Here is a 21,646-nt window from a genome sequence, read left to right on the forward strand (position 1 = left end):
CTCTAGCAGATTCCAACAAAAGGACTAGCTGTCTTCCTAGACGAATAACCCCATCTTGGCACATAACTCAAGGTCGGGGATTTTTTTATCATTAAATGAACAAATTAATTCAACATCTAATGAATATTAATGAACGATATTTTATATACCCCGTTATTGTCTTTTGTGATTGTATATGTTTTATAGCGATCAAAATACTCATACTCGCCATTTGCACTATAAAAGTCAAATTTTTCATTCATTTGAACAATATATTTTCCATTTTCATAGGTCACGTCTAACACAATATTATCAATGAAATCAAAAGTATGCCCCTGACCCGCAATATCATTTACATAGTCTTCAAGTTCGATATATGCTTTACTACCACCTTGTAACATGTCAGCGATCCAATAAAAATCGCCTTCGTTTAAAGCATTTTCATAATACATGCGGAATGATTGAATATATTGTCCAGCTGCCTCTAGAGCTGAATCATATGATACTGTTGTTTCAGGCATATAATTATCGTAAACACCTGCTACTTGTAAAACCTGAGTCGAAGTGAGTGGATTCGCTGCCCATGCATCAAATTGTTCAAGCATGCTATACAAAGGGATACTAAATGCAAAATTCGTTGCTGTTTCACTCGTGTAAACAAGTGAATTTATTCCGACTACTTTCCCCGTTTTTGCATCAACTAACGGACCGCCACTGCTCCCTTGGTCGATTTGTGCATCTACTTGATAGATTTTCTTATAAATAAAGTTTTCAAAATTCATATTGCGTCCAATGCCTGTAATATAACCTATCGAAGCACTATTTTCAAAGCCTCGCGGAGTCCCTAAAGCAATGACCTCTACCCCAACAGAAGATTCTTTCGATTCAACAGCGAGCGGTTCGACATTTGCATAATCTTTCACAAAAAGTAGTGCAATATCATACTTGTCAGATATGCCTATAATGGTCGCTTCAGACTCTTTCCCTTTTGAATTGCGAACAATGACATCTACTTCACCTTCCACAACATGCGCATTCGTAATGACATACCCACCTCTTTTGTAAAGAAAGCCTGATCCTGCACCGTATGAAGTAATGACTGTAAACACTTTTTGTTGCACTTCCTTAATGAGTGCCACTCGGTCTGTTTCTTGTTTTACTTCCAATTGCTTTTGCTCAATTGTTTCGATCGATACTTGCTGCACATTTTCCGCATCACTTGCCGTTTCTGAAAACGCTGTCTCGCTTTTTTGTTTGTTTTCAAAGTAATAATCTAACAGCGCATAACTACTACCACCAAGTACTAAACAGCATACGAGCGATGTTACCCAAAACCATACAGGGATCCCCTTTTTCGAAACCAGTTGCAAGGGACCTCCACAATTTGAGCAAAACTTACTACTGTCCTCATTTTGCTGTGAACATTTTAAACATTTCACTGGCATTCCCTCCTTCATTGTTGGTTATTTCCATTTTCGAATTTACCCGTTCCCATTCTCTTTAGGAAATAAAGTTACATTTTGCGCGCTAATAGTGATACAAAATTTAACATCATAATAGTACATACAAAAGACATACAATAATAGTCCTTTTCGCGTATTATTATTAATATTTACCTATTATTATATCAAATTATGTTAATAAATACTTCTTTTTTTGTAAATTACAGGAGTCATTTAAAATTATCTTTGCGTGAATTTTAAAAAACCACCCCTTTACAATTTAAGTATTTTAAACAAATATTCCCTTATTTCATGTATAGTAAGAATAAATTATATTATCTAAACACGAATAAAATTTAAGCTTGGGAGGAGATTTACAATGAGGAAAATTATTTTATCGACTGAGAGCGGAGCCGATTTGCCGAAAGATTTAGCAAACAAACATAATGTACATGTCGTACCGATGCACGTAATTATGGAGGGGCGGGATTATTCAGATGGACATCTGCCTGTACAAGATATTTATGATTATTATGATCGCACAAAAAAGATTCCGTCTACATCTGCTACAAATGTCCATGAGTATCATGAACTTTTCACGAAAATTAGAGCCGATTTCCCTGATAGTATCATTATCCATGTTGGTTATACGTCAAAGGCATCTGCTTCTTTTCAAAATGCGTTAATTGCAGCAGAAGATTTTCAGGACCTTTATTTAATCGACGCTTTGAACGTTACAGGTGGATTAACTGCAATCGTGATGTACGCTGTTAACTTGCTAGAAAAAGAGCCTACCATTTCTCCTGACCTACTTATAGAAAAAATCGAAGCCAAAGTTCCGAAATCTAGGCTTGCTTTCATTCCTGGTAGCTTGGACTTTTTAAAAGCAGGTGGGCGAGTAAGTAATTTAGCTTATCTCGGAGGTGCTTTGTTGAAAATCAAACCATGCATTGAGTTAGTAGAAGGAAAGCTTGTTTCAACTAGAAAATATCGTGGAGAAATGAGCACTGTTGCAGAAAAATTAATGCATGATTATTTAAATCAATATGACATTGACAGAAATCAAATTTATTTGATGTATTCAATCGGACTTAGTGAAACGATTAAGCAACAAATGACTGTAGTTGCGCAAGAAAATGGATTCAAAAATATATTGTGGATTCAAGCGGGTGCTATGATTTCTACCCATTCTGGTCCCGGGGGATTTGGGATTGCTGGGTTAGAGGTTTAAGTGCATTGAAAATATCAATTATGCCTCGGCGTAATTGCGTCCAGGTTTTTTTCGAGGGCCTACAGGACGTGGGTCAGTCAGCCGTTGTCACACGATGTGACGTCCTTAGGCTGACTTCCTTCTCCCTTAAAAAATCTGTGACATCCGCCGGGGCTTGGGTCAACACGATGTTGATCACAAAGCCGTTGTCACAGGACGTGACGGGTTTTAGCCTTTGTTCCCCAATTCAGCTGGGGTTTGAACCCTCACTAAATAGAACTACCTATTTGGCATTCATCCCCCACTTACAGAAGTGGAGACTTCTGTACCTGCCGCTTCGCTTTCGGTACAAATACATTTGCTGAATTAAGTTAAAGGCTTCTTCGATATGAGAGAGCCTTTTGTTTAGATTGAGTTTTAAAATCATGCGGATTTATAACCATGAGGAAGTTTCTACTATTGAATCTTATCATTAATAGATGAGCCCACTGCCATAGTAAAATTGTGACTAGTGGGTCATTCCCTCCCCCTATTCATTCAATTCCATTTTAGCCGCAAACACTAATAAGTCCATATCCTCAATCCTAAAATCTGTCCCAAATAAGATTACCTGTTCGAAACGATCATTATTACGATTAAATCTCACTTCTCCAATTGCTGTAAAGGCGATTTCTAAATGATGGTCGGCCAAGTGTTGGATTACAGCAAATTTATTTAAATAACTTTGATTTTTAGATTCTGCGATAAAGGATTCCTCAAATATAATATCAATTTCCCTATCACTTTCAAGAAGCGTAACCTTCGCAACATTATCTATAAGTTCTACTTTTTGAACGAAACCCATGACGAGTCTATGTTTCCCAATATCGTTCGCATTGATCATGGAGACGTACTTCCTTTTTAATGGCGGTCTTTTTCTCGTAAGGCTCTGCATAGTTTTATCATCAAATAACATCGTTTGGGTCCCTGTGATTCTTCTGCGTCTAGAAAGTGCCCGTTTTTGGGCAGTTCCTGATAGGTTTTTACCTGTTTTTATGACTGGTAACCCCTCAGTAAATTGCATCTCGTAGTAGGCCCTACTCAATGCCTCTTGACGACGTTCGAATTCAAAACCTCCTGTTACATCCATCAATTGTTCACCATCCTTTTCCCCTCTAGTATGTGGACTTTCAAATCTATTAATTCATTCTATACATAATTCAACTTACTTATGAGGGGATCTTTTGGGGAAACTTTTTATATTTTTTAAGCTTCTATTTTAATAGCTACGAATTCCAACAAAAAAGCCATCCACCCGCTCAAATCCGATTGCGGTGGATGACTTCATATTAATAAAACAATTTTTCCTTAGCGATTGAAATGGCGCGCTTACTTACTTCTAAGCTGTCACCATCTGCATTTAATTTGACGACACCATTTTCCTCATCAAAAATGGATTTGAGTTCAGCCTTTGCTTTGACACCTACCATTAGTGGTGCCTTGCCCGGTGCGGTTTCTTGTATTTCCTTTTTATCCAGCGAAATCGCGCCATCTCCTACTTTTGGAAATGACATCGTTTGCTCTTGCGGAGTTTTGCGGCGCGTTTGATTGCTAAGTCCTGTGCTACCTGCCCCAACGGAACGGATCATTGTGAGTTACCCTCTTTCTTTTGTTGCTCTATGTATTGTTGCTTTTTCATCTTATCGGCACGGATGTACGTCATTTCTGCTTGTATAAGCATGTAGAGTACGGCAACTACTATTAATACAATTATAATTATACCCAACTCGGACCCTCTTCTCTACTATCAAAATCTCATTTATTATAATTTCATATTTTAGTATACATCACACTTTTTCCTTCATCCCGTTCATAACAAGTGCATAGCCACCGATCGCAATTAGCAACGTAATGGAAATGAGCCACCAAGAACCAATCTTGAAAAAGGCCGACCAAAATAGCGTTACTCCATTTCCAATTTGCATGGTCCATTCACTATAAATAGCTGCGGCAATAAGTTGACTTGAAAAAAGGACCGTTGCAATGAGCAATAATGAAACACCAACTACTATTTTTTTCATACTCTATTACTCCTATTCAGTTTATACTTTTGAATTTTGACCATAATCCCCCTAAAAAATTACTCTGTACCCTCTGATGAATTCTCCAAACTCGTCTGCATGAACGTACCCTCAATCTTTATCCGTTTCCAAATCCGTACAATCAAAACAATATATACGACCGCGTAAATAGCCAATATTAAGAAAATGAAAACCCCTAGATCTTGCACTGTCGTATAAGGCATATGAGGGGAAACAATTCCACCCACGATGATAAGAATCTGAAACGTAAGGAAAGCCCGCGCTAATTTCCCGAATCGCACTTCCCCAATGCATTCGTTTGAAACGTAGAAAAACGCCGCGTACAAGATGACATACAAATAGCTAATGAGATGGTTTGTGATCACGAAAAATGTGTTTTGTTCATTTGCCGGCATATTCGCTATCTCCGCAAAAATGCACGGTATTAGCAACACCCCTAAAATAAGCGAGCTCCAGTAGCCCCATTTCGCATGCTTTCCCTCCGCTTTTGAAAATGCGTATGCGATGAAAAACACACCTATAAAATCTGGCAAAATATCGATGACAATCCAAAAATCTAAGATTATGAAAAAGAGCCCCGCTAAAATCCATTTATGAAAATTAATCTTGTTTCGCCTCCTTCACCCACTCATCCACCATTTCAGTCGTTGGAGGGGTGTGCGTATGGCCATAAATCTTTTCCTTTACCGCCATTCCATCCGCATCTTTGCCGGAAAACCATATCGGAAACTGGGTATTCATATGAAGGGACACCCCACCTGTCGTAACAAAATGGATAATTTGCCCCTCTTGTAGCGCTATCGGTTCTGTCAATGGGTAAGTAATCGTTTTACCGCCAATGGTTAATCTGTCAACATGAATGGTCTCATCATCGATCGTTATTTCTTCTAAAATAAAGGGTTTCACGACTTCATTTGTCAGAGCGTATGTTGTGCTACCACCTCCACTTGTGAATGCAACCCACTGATCTTTTGCACGCTCATTTACTTGTAGTGGATAGGTTTTAATATGTCCATTAATAAAATGAACAGTTACGATAGCACCCGTTTTTTGTTGCTGCAAAAACGTATGATCTTCATCGCTTAGCCGAAATTCTTTATTCCGAATCGCATAGTATGTATAGTTTGCATAGTTATCTTGTATTTGCTGTGGTAAATTAGTAAAGAATGGTTGAAAATATTCATACGGCTGAAATTGCCTGCCGTTAATCTCGATCCAAGCAATGACATTTGTTTCATGAAGATTATTCAAAAAAGAGCTTGCAAGTGAACGGTAATCCTCATCATAATCAACCGCCAAAACGATTGGCTCAATTTCCTTTGATTTTGCATACCAACTGCTACCAATTTGAAGTAGTGCAAGAACTCCCAATATTGAAACAATTAATCTCAAGGTCATCCCCCCTTACAAATTTACCTTTTCCGAATCTCTTTTTGCGCATGGATAGCAGTCCCTGCAAGCGCTTGATTGGCTAGTTGATCCGCTTCATCATTTTTTGCTCGGTCAATATGTGTATAAACAGGTGTAATTCCCAATTGTTCGAGCTTATGTTCAATGCGATCCGCCCACTTCGAAAGTACATTATCGGTCACTGCCCATTCACCATTCAATTCCTTAATAACCACTTGCGAATCACCATAAATCGCCACTTCCTGATGGTGCACACCGAGCTCATCAAATAAATCCAATGCAAAATAAAGTGCTGCGTATTCCGCTTCATTATTCGAAACTAAATAGTCCGCCTGCTGATTCACTCGTAAGCGATAATTTTTCGAATTTTGTTGAAAATAAATGACCGCGCCAAGTCCTGCAAGTCGTTCTTCTCGATTAAATCCACCATCAAAATAAACCGTCACATCATGCGGTTCCGTTTCCATTTCGGTTAAATATTTTTTCAATTCCTTCATTGTCCACGTACTATCATGTTCGTCTGTTAAAATCACTTGTTTGACCCGACCTGTTTTTTGCATATCGTCAACAAGCGTATACACATGGGCAGCAGCTAACGGCTCACTCGTAAAAATCGTTTGCTGGTTTTTCTTCGTTACATAATGCCATTCAATGGATAATTTCAAACTCCCATCTCCTACTCATATAATAATTTATTGCATATTAAAGAACCTTCATTCTTCTCATTTATAGATGCGAATGAAGGCTAAAATAAATTAACGGCTTTTTACTAGTAAGTTTACGGCTTGTTGAATTGAATCATTCATTTTTTCTTCGTCGCCTTCGCTTTCACGTACACATGTCACTAAATTTTCACTTACAATGACACCAATTGTACGATCTACACCAGAACGGACTGCTGACAGCTGAGTAATGACATCTTTACAGTCTTGCCCCTCTTCCATCATGCGCAGTATTCCACGAATTTGACCTTCTATGCGTTTTAAACGACTTTTTGTTTTTGTTTCATATTCCATAGGTTTTCACTCCTTACTTATCACTATTATTATACAGTATCCCCTAGAGGTATCTAGTTAATTCTACTGATTCGTTTCATCCGTTTTGTGAAAATAAAAATACAGCAAACAAACGTCAACATCATAATGGTAAATAGCGGGAAAACAACGCTTACCATGTCCTCATCAAAAAGCGGTAAATGTAATAAGAATGAAGCAATAAAGCTTTGTATATAAATGAATATGATAACGGTAATGTAATAAATACTGCGCTTCAGTTGCCCTTGAAGATAATAAATGACAAAGTAAAATGGTAGGCAAAATATGCTATACACTGGAAAAATATAAAAAACTATGATGACAAACAATTCAAATGGAAATGAATTGACTCCACCTGCTGTGAAAAGCATCAAGTAAATTATCAAAAGCCCAATTAGAAATGGTAGAAGCGAAGAAATCAAAACTTGTATTGGTCGCATTCCATCACCTACAATTTTCCTTTATTATAACAAATCCCATTCAACTATACAAAAATTGACCGATGCGATATAGTACAGTTGGTGATAGAAATGAAGCAAAAATTTTACGTGCAAAATGAAAAAATAATCGCGGGCATTACACTAAAGGATGCCTCCCATGCAGAACAAAATAATATGGCATTCAATGTTTGCCAAAACAAAATTTCAGTTTTGGAAAATCGACAACAGCTTGCTGATGTGCTGCAAACGGATATCGGTCAATTTGTTTGTGCCAATCAAACGCATAGTGCCAATTTTTTAAAGGTGGAAAAAGAGCATATCGGTTTAGGTGCGCATGATTATGAAAGTTCCGTTTTAAATACCGACGCCTTGTACACATTTGAAAAAAACATTGTCATTAGTAGTTTTACTGCGGATTGTGTCCCAGTGCTCTTTTACAATCCGAAAATCGAATTAATTGGTGCGATTCACTCAGGCTGGCAAGGCTCCGTAAAGGAAATTACGCGCCATTTATTCGAGCACTTAAAAACAAATGAAGCTTGTCAAATGAGTGATTTACAAGTTTTCATCGGTCCTGCACTCAGTCAGGAAAAATTTGAGGTGGATACCGATGTGTATGAACAATTCAAAGCACTCGGCTATGCGGATGATTTTATGTATTACAATGATGCAACGAATAAATATCATATTGACAACCAGTTAACCGTGCAAAAGCAATGTGAATTAGCTGGTGTACCTACTGAAAATATTCAACTTGATCCGATGTGCACGTTTTTAGATGAATCTGGTTTTTCTTATCGTCAATCAAAACAAGCTGGGCGCCATTTGAGCTTTATTATGCAAAAATAAATATACGAAAAGGAAAATGCGATTTTGGCTGTGGTCAAAGTCGTATTTTTCATTCTTTATAAATCGGAAACTTTTTACAATGAAAACACGTACTACTTATAAAAGGAGTGATTTTCCATGAAGAAATGGCTGTTCGTCGTTTTTGGTGTGACGATAATAAGTAGCGGTGTTTTATACGTTTGGTTAGGGAATGAAATGGATCGTGGTGTTGAAAAAAAGGCATCTGGCGAAAATGAATACGCCATTATTTTAGGCGCGAAAGTCAATCCAGGTGGTGTTCCATCCTTATCATTAGCGAACCGTTTGCAAGTCGCAACAGACTACTTACATAAATATCCGCATGTCATCGCCGTTGTTTCTGGCGGGCAAGGCGCGGATGAGGACCGGACAGAAGCATCGGTAATGAAGGACTATTTACTCGCAGAAGGCATTGCACCTGAGCGCATACTCGTGGAGGATGAAGCAACATCTACATATGAAAATTTACTCTATTCCAAACGATTACTGCCTGAGGATGTAACGAAGATCACCATTATTTCGAACGATTTCCACTTAAAACGTGCAAGCTATTTAGCTGAAAAGATTGGATTTCAACCAGATATCGTCGCTGCCCCTACCCCGAAAATCGTCGAAGCCAAAATGCGCCTACGTGAACGGTTAGCACTGCTCAAGACCTATGTTGTTGGGCAGTGAGCCGTTCAACACTCTAATCAAAAATACACATTGTCTAAGGGTTGTCACAGGTTTTGAAAATAGATAAATGTACGGAGACCTGCACATGCATCCCTCAAAACAATTCAAAATTTAGTATCACTTAGCTGAACCTTATCACAACTAAGGACCGTTTTAAATAAAATATATAAGCTTAATCAAGATTATTTCTCTATTAGGCTTATTTATAATAGCTATAATTAGTCCAAATTATATAAAACAATTATGACTTTTTTAAAGCTAATATATCAGAAAGAGGGTTGGAAATGATATTTGTACTAGATTCATACTTTTTTATCCACTCTTTTAAAATTTTAATGCCATGAATTTTTCCCTCTATGTCTTCTACAAATTGAGGTAGTATATCATTTTCTTTCAATGCTGCAATATCTATAAATAATTCATTTTCATTTCTCTCTTTAGTAGGTAAATTAGTTATTAATTAATTTAAAGGAAAAGGGGTTCTAGAGCTTTGAAAAATCTCTTTATGGACATTCCATAAAGGCAGATTATTAATAATAATAGTATAGCTATTTGTATCCTCCTTTTTGAAATAAATTGACCTTACTAATTCTTCAAATATTAAATATTCCATTCTGTTGATAAACTCCTTCGTCAATAGATATTCTGTTAAAATTCGGGTAAAGTCCCTTCAAATCATAATTTTTATGAATTGTAGGGATTTTTATGTTTTTTATGCACTCACGTCAAGATATCGAAATTTTTTTTTTTAACAGCTCCCTATCAAGTAGACCATAGAAATAATAAATTGTAGGGCTCTTACAGCTTAATGTTTATTAGTAACATTCATATTTATTGTAAAACGCCCTTATGTATTCAAGATTCGTCTTCATTATATGGTCGGAAAAGTTTCCTACTTATGAATTTTGCTTTACCAGAAGGGAGCAAATAAATTATATTGGTGATATTTGTATTTTATTATAGTATCATGTAAAAGATTAGATATTTCAACTATATTTAGCGAGGTGATATTTTGCAAACCAAAGTAAATAAATTAAATTTATTAAATGAGGTCATTTACACCAATTTGTCTGGTATCTTAAAAAAAATGAACAAACGAATTCACATTAAACTGTATGCGCTTGCTTACGACAAGGATCAAAAATTTGTCGAGACTATCCGTGTGAAGAAAACTGTAGCTAAAGCAAATAATCAATCTTCAATCTCTCAGGATACGATGCAAAATATAACGAATGTTTTTGCCGAGCTCAAAATCGAGACAACAAACGTGGAAAATACATATGACGATATCAAAAAATATGTGAATCATAAATGGTACAAGCAGTATCCACAAATAGACACAAATAACGCCGAACAACCAACAATATCATCGACTGATATCGAAGCTGAAAGCACAGTAAATGAAGATAATCATATAAATGAAACGCGCATACTTTACGCGAATCAAATCCCTTTTCAAACAGAGAAAAATACTTTTTCAATCGTATACATATTAGAAATACGGAATGTCGAAAATGAGAACCATCAGCTTTTTTATACTAAACCAGAAATTTCTTTCTTAAGAATGCTATTGGATTACTTCTTTAGTGATTATTTTGCTCTTACAAATAACTGTGTAAAGATAAACAACGACGGCACTGTCTCTCAAAAATATAACGAGGATAACACCCAGTTCAACAGAAGATTAACAAGGCTATTTTTCGGAAAAATGCAAAAGTATCTTCTGGACAATACTTCGTACAATCATTTCGGCACTAATTTCGAGCATGAGCAACATAACCAACAATATTACGTCAATAATTTACTTGAGAAAATGGATGATATTTCAACTTTAACCTATGAAAGTGCTAGCCCTTTCGGATCAATCTTATTCATGAATAAAGACATCATAGCTCAGCCATCAATCATACATTTCACAGTTAAATTTACCAAAGAAGATCGTATTCTATTAGAGGATGCCAAGCGGATAAGGAAGCTACTAGAACTTACAAATGTTGACAAGGACCTCTACCTTATTGCTGATGAAAATGGAATATACGGTTTAGGTGAAGTGAATTGGAATCTCCAAAAAGATGCACTAGCTCTGCGAATTGATTTTACTGGGTTATCCAAATATAGTTTTGTTCTCATTCGAACAGAGACAGGGCTTATTAGTAAAGGCGAATTGTTGGTTGAAGACGAGAGAAAATTTTACCGTTCGGATCTTAGCTTAATCGAAACAAACCTCATTTCTGTCTCCTTCAAAAATCCAAGACTTGGGGAAGATGGATACAGTTCTGAGAAATTCACAAACTTATTGAAAAACATTTTTTGGGAAAATCACACCGAGCATATTCAAATTTCACACAAATTAGAGCGGCTCGATAAGATAGTTCGCAAAGCGCGGGAGCAAAAACAGGGCACTATGGTTGTCATAACCGAACCAACGACCGCCAAAGAAGAGATGAGACAACTAAGTAAACAGTCAACACTTATAGAGCCTAGAATTATAAATCCGGAATATATTAAATTTTTAACTGCTATCGATGGTGCCATTTATTTTGATACTGATGGAAATTGCCATGCCATCGGGGTTATTTTGGACGGTGTAGCTAAGGTAGATATCGGCGACTCTAGCCGAGGTGCACGATATAATTCAGCACAGCGTTATTTGCACAAATTGAAAGACAATGGGCAAAAGAAATGCGTCATTGTAATAATATCCGAGGACGGTATGGTAGACTTGATTCCGGAATTAGAACATGAGGGCATGTTATTAGATATTGCAGAAGAAATTATCGACATGATTAATGAAAAAGATGCTGATTCCGACAAACTGAAAGAAAAGGAAGATTTACTTTTACAATCAAAAATTGTTGACAGCGATTGGTTGTTTAATATTGCTCAAGTATACAATAAAAATACCAATATAGATAAAGCAATCACCTTCTTAGAATATGGTCTTAAGCAGGCGGAAAAAAGTTATATCCCCGCTATGTATTATAATCTATTAGGCAATTGCTATCGAAATAATAAACGCTATAATGATGCTATCAAGATGTATGATTTAGCTATTAACAACCCTGAGAATTATGATTTTAAAAGTGTTTATTTGGCAAATATAGGATATAGCTATTTCCTGCTTGCTAAAACAGATCAAGATACTGATTTAAAAGCGGAGAAATTTGAAGAAGCAATAAACTGGTTGTCACAAAGCATTGAATTGATGAAAGCTCAGTCAATAAAACAATTCGTAAGAAACTATAATACTAGAGGGAGATGTTATTTACAGTTAAACTACTTAGTAAAAAGTGAAGAAAAGAAGAATCAATATTTAGAATCCTCCATTGAGGACTTTAGCCAAGCAATTAAGCTAGAACCAGAAGATAATGCTTATTATTGGAACAGATCCCTATCCTACAGTCAATTAGGTCAAATAAAATCTTCTATTGAGGACTTAATCCAGGCAGAATACATTAAGCATTCGGATAATTACATCACTAATTTGACCCAGTTATTTGATGAACACCTTGAGCTAGTTACCGAATCGTTAAAATTTTATCAAAAACTTTCGGACCATACAGAAAAGTCAACTCAATTAAACAATTTATTCTCTAGTTATGTTGCGAAAATCGAGGTGAGTAAATCAGACGAAGCTGCGGCGGATATAGCACTTGATATAGATGAGGATTATAAATAAAGAAAACCTGTAATTTTTAGGGGCTGAAACACACCTAAATTCTTCACATCTAAAGACAAATAACATGCTAACAATAATACTCTAAAAACGAGCTATTTTGAGTCTCTAAACGGGATTTCCGCATAATAGTTCGTTTTTTAAGCTGAAAACCTTATGTATCTTCCTCATTCTTATATGACTAGCAATACCTAAAATAATTCATCACCGAGAATTAACCGATTTTACAGAATCGAAATTTCCAAAATTATGCTCAATTGGTTTAGTTTTATTTGCAGGACATTATTCATCTTCAATTACATTTCCTAGTTCTTTAATAGCCGTAATAACGTTGTATACATGCTATAAACATATATTTTTTGAAGTTTAAATGGGTTGCTATTCTTTATATAAACGGGCTCCAACCTTCCAATAATTGTATACTAAATGCAGTATCAATTTGTTTAATATAGACAAATTCAACTTCATGCCTTGCCACATTGCTAAATCAAGGTTCTATGAGGTTTAAAGAGTTGATTTTGAATCGACCTTATTTTTGGTGAGAAAATAATTAGGTAACCTTAAGTACATATCGTTTGCATAAATACACTAGCCTATAACCCTAATTGGACATATTCAATAAAAGAATGCCCACCTAACAACGCAGTGAACATTCTTATTTTACTAATTATAAAAACGTAAAAATCGTGTGGGCTATCAAAAAAAAGTTTAGCGCGATAATAATCAAGGCAATAGACCAAGCTACAAATGTCGTAATCTTATGGTTCACTAGACTGCCCATAATTCTTTTTTTGCTTGTAAAAATAATTAAAGGAATTAATGCAAATGGAATACCGAAAGACAAAATAATTTGGCTAATAACTAATGCAAGTGTTGAATCTACGCCCATTCCAATGACAAAAAGCGGTGGAATAATCGTAATCGTTCGTCTTAAGTAGATTGGGATTCGACGATGGATATACCCCTGCATAATCACATCTCCAGCCATCGTTCCAACTGTAGAACTTGCAATGCCCGAAAATAATAAAGCCACTCCAAATAATATCGCAGAAAATGGTCCAATGAGTTCACCTAAATACGTAAATGCCACCTCTAAACTTTGTACACTTAGCCCATTGTGGAAAAATAATGCTGCCGCAACGATGAGCATACATGCGTTCACAGTACCTGCAATGACCATTGCAATTAAAATATCGATGAATTCGAAACGAAAGATTCTTTTTTTCTCAAGTTCATTGCGACCAATAATTCTTTTTTGTGTCAATGATGAGTGGAGATAAATTGCGTGAGGCATAACGGTCGCTCCTAATATACCAGCCGCTAACATTACGCTATCTACACCATCAAATTGAGGTGTAAACAGTCCAAGTAAAACTGCATTAGCATCAGGTTGGGAAAAGAATACTTGTAACACAAATGAAAGTACAATGATAAATACCATTCCAGTAATTCCAGCTTCAAGTGCTCTGATACCATGACGTTGTAATTCTAGAATAATGAAAGAACCTATTGCAGCAATAATTGCCGCTGTAAACAATGGTATTCCAAATAATAAATACAAGCCTAATGCTGCTCCTATAAATTCGGCAAGATCTGTTGCAATAACTATAAGCTCCCCTTGAATCCACATCGCAACTGATACAGGCTTAGACATGTTTTCTTTTGATACTTCAGGCAAGTTTTTACCTGTAGCAATACCTAATTTTGCAGATAATGTTTGAATGAGAATTGCCATTAAATTTGAAACGAGAACGACCCAAAGCAGTAGATAGCCGTAATCAGAACCAGCACTAATATTTGTTGCAAAATTTCCAGGGTCAATATAAGCTACACCGGCTATAAAAGCGGGTCCAAGAAAAATCCAAAATCTTTTCAGTCAATTTGGAGAAGATGTTGCCTCCCTAAAATCTTTATACTCTCCATTTCCACTACTTTCCTCTCTTTTGTTCATGGAGACCATCTCCTATTTATAACTTTCACTAGGGAATGAAAGTTTCCTTAAGGAAAATATATGCGCATTATTCCAATATGTACATGATTTTAAAAAATAAAAAAACCGCACTCCCCCCATTACGGACAACCGTATGATAGGAATTGGCGGTAAAAATTGTCTTATCAATTACGCCAAGGCGTAATTGCGTCCAGATTTTTTCGAGCTCGCTCGAAAAACTTCCCTTAAAAATCTGTGACATCCGCTGGGGCTTAACTTGATTCAGCCAAGGTTTGAACCCCCACTGAATAGAATTGCACTTTTTGACATTCATCCCCCACTTATAGAAGTGGAGGAATTCTGCTGAATCAAGTTAAACTTTATCCTTACAGTGCATGGAAGCTAAGTAGCCAAAAGTCATACCCGGTCCTAATGTTGCTCCTGGACCTGGATAAGAATGACCCATGATTGATGCGGAACAGTTGCCACAAGCGTAGACATTTTCAAATACAGTTCCGTCATCTTTTACTACCCTTGCCCATTCATCCGTCACAACACCACCTTTTGTCCCAATATCACCCGGATAAACTTTCATTGCATAATAAGGAGCCGCATTGATTTCCAGTAAATTTGGGTTTGGTAACGTAGGGTCGCCGTAATATTGATCATGCGCGGTTTCTCCTCTAAGGAAGTCTAAATCCTTCCCATTCCGAGCAAATTCATTAAATCTATCCATTGTTTTTACTAAATTTCCGGTTGGCATATTTAATTTACTTTCTAATTCTTCTACTGTGCTCCCTTTTAAAACAATATCATTCTCGTAGTATTCTTTTGGGAAATCTTGACCTGGAAATAACCCAGTAAAGATATACCTTTTCTTAGCCCGCGCATCTAAAATAATCCACGAAGTAATCGCTTTACCACCTGTTTTTTCATTATGTTCATACATTTTATCGACGAATTCATGATATGGGGTCGGTTCGTTAATATATCTATTGCCGTCTTGGTCAACGATAATCATATTCGGAATGCCACGATCAGCTACTAAGAAAAATGGCATGCCCAAATGATTTATAACAGTTGGTGCCCCCCAAACTCTGTCCATTAAACTAAATTTGGCATTCAATTTTGCAAACGGTTCAATAATATCCCCCGTTTGACCTTTTGGCGAACTTGTCCAATTCACTTCTTGTGGACTTGGAAGATATTTATCTCGCTTTTCTTGATCTCTCGAAAATCCACCCGCACCAAAAATTAAACCTTTGTTGATTTTGATTGCTACTTGTTCACCTTGATTATTGACGGTTAAACCCGTTACTTTGTCATTTTCATAAATAAAATTAACAAATGGTGCTTCAAGCCAAAGTTCACCGTTTAACTCCTTATACGTTAAAGCCATGCGCGCAATTAAGGCCCTCCCTAAAGCGGCATAATCTTTTTTAAATAATTTATGCTTAATTAACCGCCAACCAAGTTTAAGCGATGCTCTTTTTCCTGCCCAAGTTCTCGTAATCATATTCACTTTAACAAAATCCTGTCCCGTCATAACAAAACCTTTTGTATCGATGGTCGGGGGTAGAAGTTTAGCTTTCCAATCTTGTAGCTTATTAACATCAATAACTTCCGGTTCAATAGATCTTCCCTTCCCTTTCCCACCTGGATATGTCGGGTAATAGTCCGAATAATTATTAGCATATGTGAATCTCATATGTGGACCTAAATTGTGCATATAGTCCAACATTTCAATACCCTTTTTTAAATATTTTTCTTTTATTTTATCGTTCACCATATCACCAACAGTAGAATCCAAGTATAACTTTGCCTCCTCAAAACTATCGGCAGCACCGGCCTCGACTAAATATTTATTATTCGGAATCCATACCCCACCACCCGATAAGGCGGAAGCTCCTCCGAAATACTGTTCTTTTTCAATTAATAACGTTCGTAATCCTTCTTTTTTTGCTGTAATGGCAGCCGAAAAACCCGATGCACCAGAGCCAACTACGACAACATCATATTCATAATCCCATACCATTTAAAGCCCCCCTTTTTGCTAATGTCTTACGAATAATAATTTCAAATATTACAATAACTACATTTATAATATCTCCCCCAATATGTACTGATTTTAAAGTATATGATACTGGTGGCTTATAATATTATTAGTTAGACTATCACTTTCACGGACGTGATTGAAAAGTACATAGTTAAAGTAATTATGGGGTGTATTGGTTCAATCATTTTACTTCCTACTCAAGATTCGGTATTTTAGTAGTATGAAACGAGGCGGTAAATATGAAATTAAGTATTTTAGACCAAGTGCCGATTTCTAAAGGAATGACTTCCACAGAGGCACTGGCAAATAGCGTAAAAATTGCACAGCTTGGGGATGAAATGGGCTATGAACGTATGTGGTTGGCAGAACATCATAATACAACATCACTCGCAAGTTCTGCGCCAGAAATTACGGCTGCCTATTTAGCGGCTAAAACGGACCGCATCCGTTTAGGTACGGGCGGGATTATGATGATGCACTATTCTCCATTAAAAATAGCAGAAGTATTTAAAACATTAGCTGCATTAGCACCGAACCGTATTGATTTTGGTGCAGGGAGAGCTCCAGGTGGGGATGGCCCAGCGATGACCGCGCTTGCAAGTGGACGCAGACCGGAAATGACAGAGCAATATGATAAGCTCGAAATTATTTTGAACTTGATGAATGAAAAAAGCACAGGTGAACCGATTTACGATCAAGTTGTCGCAACACCGTTTAAAGTGACATTGCCACAAGCTTGGTTGCTCGGATCAAGTGGTCAAAGTGCAAGACAAGCAGGCGCGGCAGGTATCGGTTATTCATTTGCACAGTTTTTTAACGGACAAATGTCAAAAGCAATTTTTGATGCGTATCGCGATTCCTTCCAGCCTTCTTATTTTATGGAGAAACCGCAAATTATTACGACCTATGCAGTGAGTGTTGCTGAAACAACAGAGGAAGCCGAGTACAATTCCATGCCGATGCAAATTATGCGCTTAAATTTAATGCGCGGACGCTTACTTCCTACGATTACACCACAGGAAGCCAATGACTACCCACTAACAGAAATGGACAAGTCAATATTAGATCAAAACCGTCCACTCATGCTTATTGGCACAGCAAAAGAAGTCGCAACACAAATTTTAGAAGAGCGACAACAATATGGTTTTGATGAAGCGATGATTAACTGTAATCTGTATTCGATCGAACAACGATTAACTGCTTACCGATTGCTTGGTGAGGAAATGTTGAAAAAATAATAATTAAACAAGAGTACTTATTTTTGTTTACGAGAAATCAAAAGTAAAAAAATCACGGTCTCGCATTGATGGCCGTGATTTTTTTTAGTGTAACATTTAAATAACAAGTTCCTTTTGTTTTCGGTACAGGTTTTTGAGTTTATTTAATATTTTTTAACGGAAGAATAATTCATGATACCTAATTCAGAAAAACCTTTTATGTTTACAGGCATAAATATTTCTCCTTCAGCTTTCGCGTAGAAAAATTGAGTTTTTCCATCACTAATTATATGAGCTTCTTTAAACACATTTTTCTGTGTTTCTACTTCGATTTTCTTAATATTAGGATTGATTATTTGACCAAAGTAGTATGCTGTTGTATTCGCTTTTGAACTTGCACTATAAATAAGTTCAGTGTCACGCACAGGTAAATAATCCGATGTTGCCAATGAATTCTCGTTGCCAAGTTCATCTTTTATTTCCCAATACCCTAACCAATTTTGCACTAACCTCGCCACCATAATTGTTTTATTATTCCTATATAAAGTAATCCATTCATCATCTAACTTTTCCACTAAATAAACTTTTTCTATTGCTGGAATATAGCCTTCTGTTATTTTTAATACGTCATCTTTAGTCGGGAGCTGTTTGTGATTATTTAATACAAATACTGTGAAAAGTAGTGCCATTATTGCAATTCCGATAAGACTTCTTTTCATATTTATTCCACTCCGTTATAATATTATTCAAGACGTATTAACACTTTAATTATATTCAAATCATAATCAGATTGGAATGGGATCATAAAAAAGCTGCTTAAAAGTTATTTCACCCCACCAAAAACAGCCAACTCAAACAATTTAAAATAACAATCCGCATGCTGATAACCAATTTCTCTTAACCAATTGACTTGGATATCTACACGTTCTAAAATATTATCCTCTTTATCCGGGCGACTGTAATATTCTTTAGCTACTTCCTCAGATGATTTTTTATTATAGTTCGCTAGGTGTTGTATGAACTGTTCGTCATATAAATTTTCTAGTTTCGTTGTAGCAGAAGCTGTATGCTCAATATTAATAAAAATACCACCGTCTTTTAATAGTGCGTAAATTTCAGCATAAAGTTTCTTCTTTTTATCATGAGGTAAATGATGAATTGCAAAACCAGAAACGATACAATCTACTGAATTCGGTTCAGCAAGCGTACTTAAAGATTCGCTAAAATCACCATGTATTACTGTGCTTTGATTTTCATAGGCAGCTAAATATTCCTTTGCTTGTTCAACCATTGGCTCAGAATGATCGATGAATATTGCCTGTGCATTTGGGTATGTATCTAAAAGTACTTTACCTAAAAAACCATTACCACACCCTAAATCCATTATTTTTTGTACATCCTGTTTGAAATGCTGAATTACTTGAAGCATAACATTGATTTGTTCTGCTCCAAATGGTATTCCTCCCCTTACTTGTTCCAAATAATGCTGTGTGACGTCTTGTCTTTGCCATTGTGTTGTTTCCATTTCCTCTTCCTCCTCAAATTAAAAAACTCCGCCTCAAAAAAGAGACGAAGATTATTTCGCGGTACCACTCTAATTGATTAATTCAACTTGATTCAGCAAATGTATTTGTACCGAAAGCGAAGCGGCAGGTACAGAAGTCCCCTACTACTTCCGTTCATTGATTTAATTTTGGAATTTTTAATATATTAAGTTAATTCAACCAACTTGTCAATAAGACTAAGAAAATTTAGTCGCACTATCGCTATTTTTTCTACTTAACTTATACACAAAACCAATGTACATTAAATCAAAAAATAATATAGCAACACTAATGATCGTGATCAAGTTGGTTCTGAAATACATATAGAACGCAATCGAAGCGCAAAGAGTACCGAACATTTTACAAAATGCAATGGCTAGCGACTGACCTTTTACATTCCCCCTCCAAAATAGTAAGGAAATAAATAGCCCCGACATCATTAAGTTTTGGGAAAAAGCTGTATACCTCCCATCAAAATCATTAAAATCCTGTGTGATTGTTAAAATAATGAGAAAGGTAACACTTAATGTGAAGAAAAAGCTTGCATAAAATCGCATGCCAGAAAGATACTTTTTAAATTCTTTGCGACCGTAGATTAAATATTGTAGTAGTATAATAATGTCCAAGGCAAACCAAACCATCGTAATTTTTTGTTGTAATGCATTTTGCGGGTGAATAAAGGCGAAGATGAATTCCCATGAAATATTTGCACAAATTGCAACCATTGGCATGCCATAAGCTTCATCTCGAAATCCCCTGAATATAATCAATATGTACGTCAAAATCCAAAACAGTGCCATCCCTAATTGAAGTACTAAAAGTAAATCTAATTGATTTGCCAGCCACACCATCCTTTTTGAATCATCATCGCTTTTGACACTATATGTTTAAATAGAGGGTCGCTATTCATTTAGGTGAGATTTTACAAACGCAAATTTTACTATGTACTGCTGAAAGTTATTCATAACACACACCTAATTTGATTAATAATTCTAATTATTGCAAATATTTAACTTCCCTTGTATAATCTACTAAACTAATAAATATTCGAAAGAGGTGCAGAATGAAAACTTTAGAACGATTTAGCCAGTTTGTTAGCAGTACCTTTGCGATTTGGGTGCTCCTTTTTGCTGCATTTGCCTTTTTTGTTCCAAACGGATTTTCTTGGCTTGGGGCTTATATTACGATATTACTAGGGATTGTTATGTTTGGGATGGGATTAACAATAACTGTTGCGGACTTTAAAGAAGTGTTAACGAGACCGAAAGATGTGGCTATTGGGGTACTTGGCCAATTTTTGATTATGCCCAGTTTAGCATTCCTACTCGTGAAACTCTTCAATCTTCCACCCGAAATTGCAATCGGTGTAATTTTAGTAGGCTGTTGCCCAGGTGGACATCTTCTAATGTTATGACATTCCTTTCCAAAGGTGATGTGGCTTTATCGGTGACGATTACATCAATCACAACTTTATTAGCGCCGTTCGTTACACCTGGACTTATTTATTTATTCGCAAGTGAGTATATTAATGTTGCGCCTAGTGCACTCTTTATGTCAATTATTAAAGTAATTATTATTCCGATTGCATTAGGATTTATTGTACAAAAGCTCTTTAACAAGCAAGCGGCAGCAAGCGTGAAAGTAATGCCCCTTATTTCCGTAGTAGCAATCGTTGCTATTGTAGCTGGGGTAGTTGCGGGTAATCAACAAAAAATTGCTGAAACTGGTTTGATGATCTTTGCTGTTGTTGTTTTACACAACTGTTTAGGATACTTAATCGGGTATTTATTCGGAAAGATGTTTGGTATGAACTTAGCAAAGAAGAAAGCTATTGCAATTGAAGTGGGCATGCAAAATTCGGGTCTAGGTGCATCATTAGCCGTTGCACACTTCTCTCCTTTAGCGGCTGTACCAAGTGCGATTTTCAGTGTATGGCACAATATATCCGGTCCAATACTTGCTACCATTTTTAGTCGTATGGAAGAAAAGAAAGAAGAAAAATTAAACAATCCGAAGCTTGTGCTTTCAGATGAGAAGTAAGACTTGCTCTTTGTAAAGCTAGTATATGTACTCAAACAAAATGAG

General features: G+C 36.3%; 17 protein-coding genes and 2 pseudogenes. 6 read left to right on the forward strand and 13 right to left on the reverse strand.

Annotation, left to right across the window (positions count from 1 at the left end):
• Nucleotides 1-116 precede the first annotated feature (116 nt).
• A complete protein-coding gene (locus MHI10_RS11140; protein ID WP_340785469.1) occupies nt 117-1,418 on the reverse strand; it encodes a trypsin-like peptidase domain-containing protein in 1,302 nt (433 codons plus the stop codon).
• A 382-nt stretch (nt 1,419-1,800) separates the two neighbouring features.
• Here MHI10_RS11140 and MHI10_RS11145 point away from each other — a divergent pair, with 382 nt between their 5' ends.
• Nucleotides 1,801-2,652: a DegV family protein gene (locus tag MHI10_RS11145; RefSeq protein WP_340785470.1), complete on the forward strand. Its 852-nt coding sequence runs from the start codon at nt 1,801-1,803 to the stop codon at nt 2,650-2,652.
• Nucleotides 2,653-3,160: 508 nt separating this feature from the next.
• Here the strand turns inward: MHI10_RS11145 and MHI10_RS11150 are convergent.
• The 7 genes from MHI10_RS11150 to MHI10_RS11180 form a co-directional block, all read right to left on the reverse strand.
• Entirely contained in the window at nt 3,161-3,763 is a 603-nt protein-coding gene (locus MHI10_RS11150) for a hypothetical protein (RefSeq protein WP_340785472.1), read from the reverse strand.
• 196 nt (nt 3,764-3,959) lie between these two features.
• Nucleotides 3,960-4,259, reverse strand: a complete 300-nt coding sequence (locus MHI10_RS11155) for a DNA primase (RefSeq protein WP_340785473.1) — start codon at nt 4,257-4,259, stop codon at nt 3,960-3,962.
• A complete protein-coding gene (locus tag MHI10_RS11160; RefSeq protein WP_340785475.1) occupies nt 4,256-4,396 on the reverse strand; it encodes a hypothetical protein in 141 nt (46 codons plus the stop codon). Before MHI10_RS11160 ends, MHI10_RS11155 begins: the two co-directional genes overlap by 4 nt.
• Nucleotides 4,397-4,457: 61 nt before the next feature.
• Complete coding sequence (locus MHI10_RS11165; protein WP_340785476.1) at nt 4,458-4,691, reverse strand: hypothetical protein; 234 nt, start codon at nt 4,689-4,691, stop codon at nt 4,458-4,460.
• A 621-nt stretch (nt 4,692-5,312) separates the two neighbouring features.
• Nucleotides 5,313-6,104 (reverse strand): hypothetical protein, encoded by a 792-nt coding sequence (locus MHI10_RS11170; RefSeq protein ID WP_340785478.1) that lies wholly within the window; start codon nt 6,102-6,104, stop codon nt 5,313-5,315.
• Between the two features lie 20 nt (nt 6,105-6,124).
• Nucleotides 6,125-6,787, reverse strand: a complete 663-nt coding sequence (locus MHI10_RS11175) for a reverse transcriptase-like protein (protein WP_340785479.1) — start codon at nt 6,785-6,787, stop codon at nt 6,125-6,127.
• 90 nt (nt 6,788-6,877) lie between these two features.
• Nucleotides 6,878-7,138, reverse strand: a complete 261-nt coding sequence (locus tag MHI10_RS11180; RefSeq protein WP_057983009.1) for a metal-sensing transcriptional repressor — start codon at nt 7,136-7,138, stop codon at nt 6,878-6,880.
• A gap of 548 nt (nt 7,139-7,686) precedes the next feature.
• Here MHI10_RS11180 and pgeF point away from each other — a divergent pair.
• From pgeF to MHI10_RS11195, 3 genes are all read left to right on the forward strand, one after another.
• The gene (pgeF, locus tag MHI10_RS11185) at nt 7,687-8,445 is read left to right on the forward strand and encodes a peptidoglycan editing factor PgeF (RefSeq protein WP_340785480.1); all 759 of its coding nucleotides are present in this window, start codon (nt 7,687-7,689) and stop codon (nt 8,443-8,445) included.
• A 117-nt stretch (nt 8,446-8,562) separates the two neighbouring features.
• On the forward strand, nt 8,563-9,138 hold the full coding sequence (locus MHI10_RS11190; protein WP_340785481.1) for a YdcF family protein: 576 nt from the start codon (nt 8,563-8,565) through the stop codon (nt 9,136-9,138).
• 1,012 nt (nt 9,139-10,150) lie between these two features.
• Entirely contained in the window at nt 10,151-12,817 is a 2,667-nt protein-coding gene (locus MHI10_RS11195; protein WP_340785482.1) for a tetratricopeptide repeat protein, read from the forward strand.
• 664 nt (nt 12,818-13,481) lie between these two features.
• Here the strand turns inward: MHI10_RS11195 and MHI10_RS11200 are convergent.
• Nucleotides 13,482-14,690 (reverse strand): annotated as a pseudogene (locus MHI10_RS11200) (Nramp family divalent metal transporter); the annotation flags it as partial.
• Nucleotides 14,691-15,117: 427 nt separating this feature from the next.
• A complete protein-coding gene (locus MHI10_RS11205; RefSeq protein WP_340785483.1) occupies nt 15,118-16,779 on the reverse strand; it encodes an FAD-dependent oxidoreductase in 1,662 nt (553 codons plus the stop codon).
• A 260-nt stretch (nt 16,780-17,039) separates the two neighbouring features.
• Between MHI10_RS11205 and MHI10_RS11210 the strand changes: the two genes are divergently transcribed.
• The gene (locus MHI10_RS11210; protein WP_340785484.1) at nt 17,040-18,038 is read left to right on the forward strand and encodes an LLM class flavin-dependent oxidoreductase; all 999 of its coding nucleotides are present in this window, start codon (nt 17,040-17,042) and stop codon (nt 18,036-18,038) included.
• Between the two features lie 143 nt (nt 18,039-18,181).
• On the opposite strand, the gene MHI10_RS11215 is transcribed toward MHI10_RS11210, so the two are convergent.
• The 3 genes from MHI10_RS11215 to MHI10_RS11225 all read right to left on the reverse strand — a co-directional run bounded on the left by MHI10_RS11215 (nt 18,182) and on the right by MHI10_RS11225 (nt 20,412).
• The gene (locus tag MHI10_RS11215) at nt 18,182-18,736 is read right to left on the reverse strand and encodes a hypothetical protein (protein WP_340785485.1); all 555 of its coding nucleotides are present in this window, start codon (nt 18,734-18,736) and stop codon (nt 18,182-18,184) included.
• A 104-nt stretch (nt 18,737-18,840) separates the two neighbouring features.
• Nucleotides 18,841-19,542, reverse strand: coding sequence for a class I SAM-dependent methyltransferase (locus MHI10_RS11220; protein ID WP_340785486.1), 702 nt, complete (start codon nt 19,540-19,542; stop codon nt 18,841-18,843).
• Between the two features lie 216 nt (nt 19,543-19,758).
• Nucleotides 19,759-20,412, reverse strand: coding sequence for a transmembrane-type terpene cyclase (locus MHI10_RS11225; RefSeq protein ID WP_340785487.1), 654 nt, complete (start codon nt 20,410-20,412; stop codon nt 19,759-19,761).
• Nucleotides 20,413-20,624: 212 nt separating this feature from the next.
• On the opposite strand from MHI10_RS11225, the pseudogene MHI10_RS11230 reads away from it, so the two are divergent.
• Nucleotides 20,625-21,601 (forward strand): annotated as a pseudogene (locus MHI10_RS11230) (bile acid:sodium symporter family protein).
• Nucleotides 21,602-21,646 lie beyond the last annotated feature (45 nt).

This window comes from Solibacillus sp. FSL K6-1523 (assembly GCF_038005225.1).
In the GTDB taxonomy this organism is placed as follows: Bacteria; Bacillota; Bacilli; order Bacillales_A; family Planococcaceae; genus Solibacillus.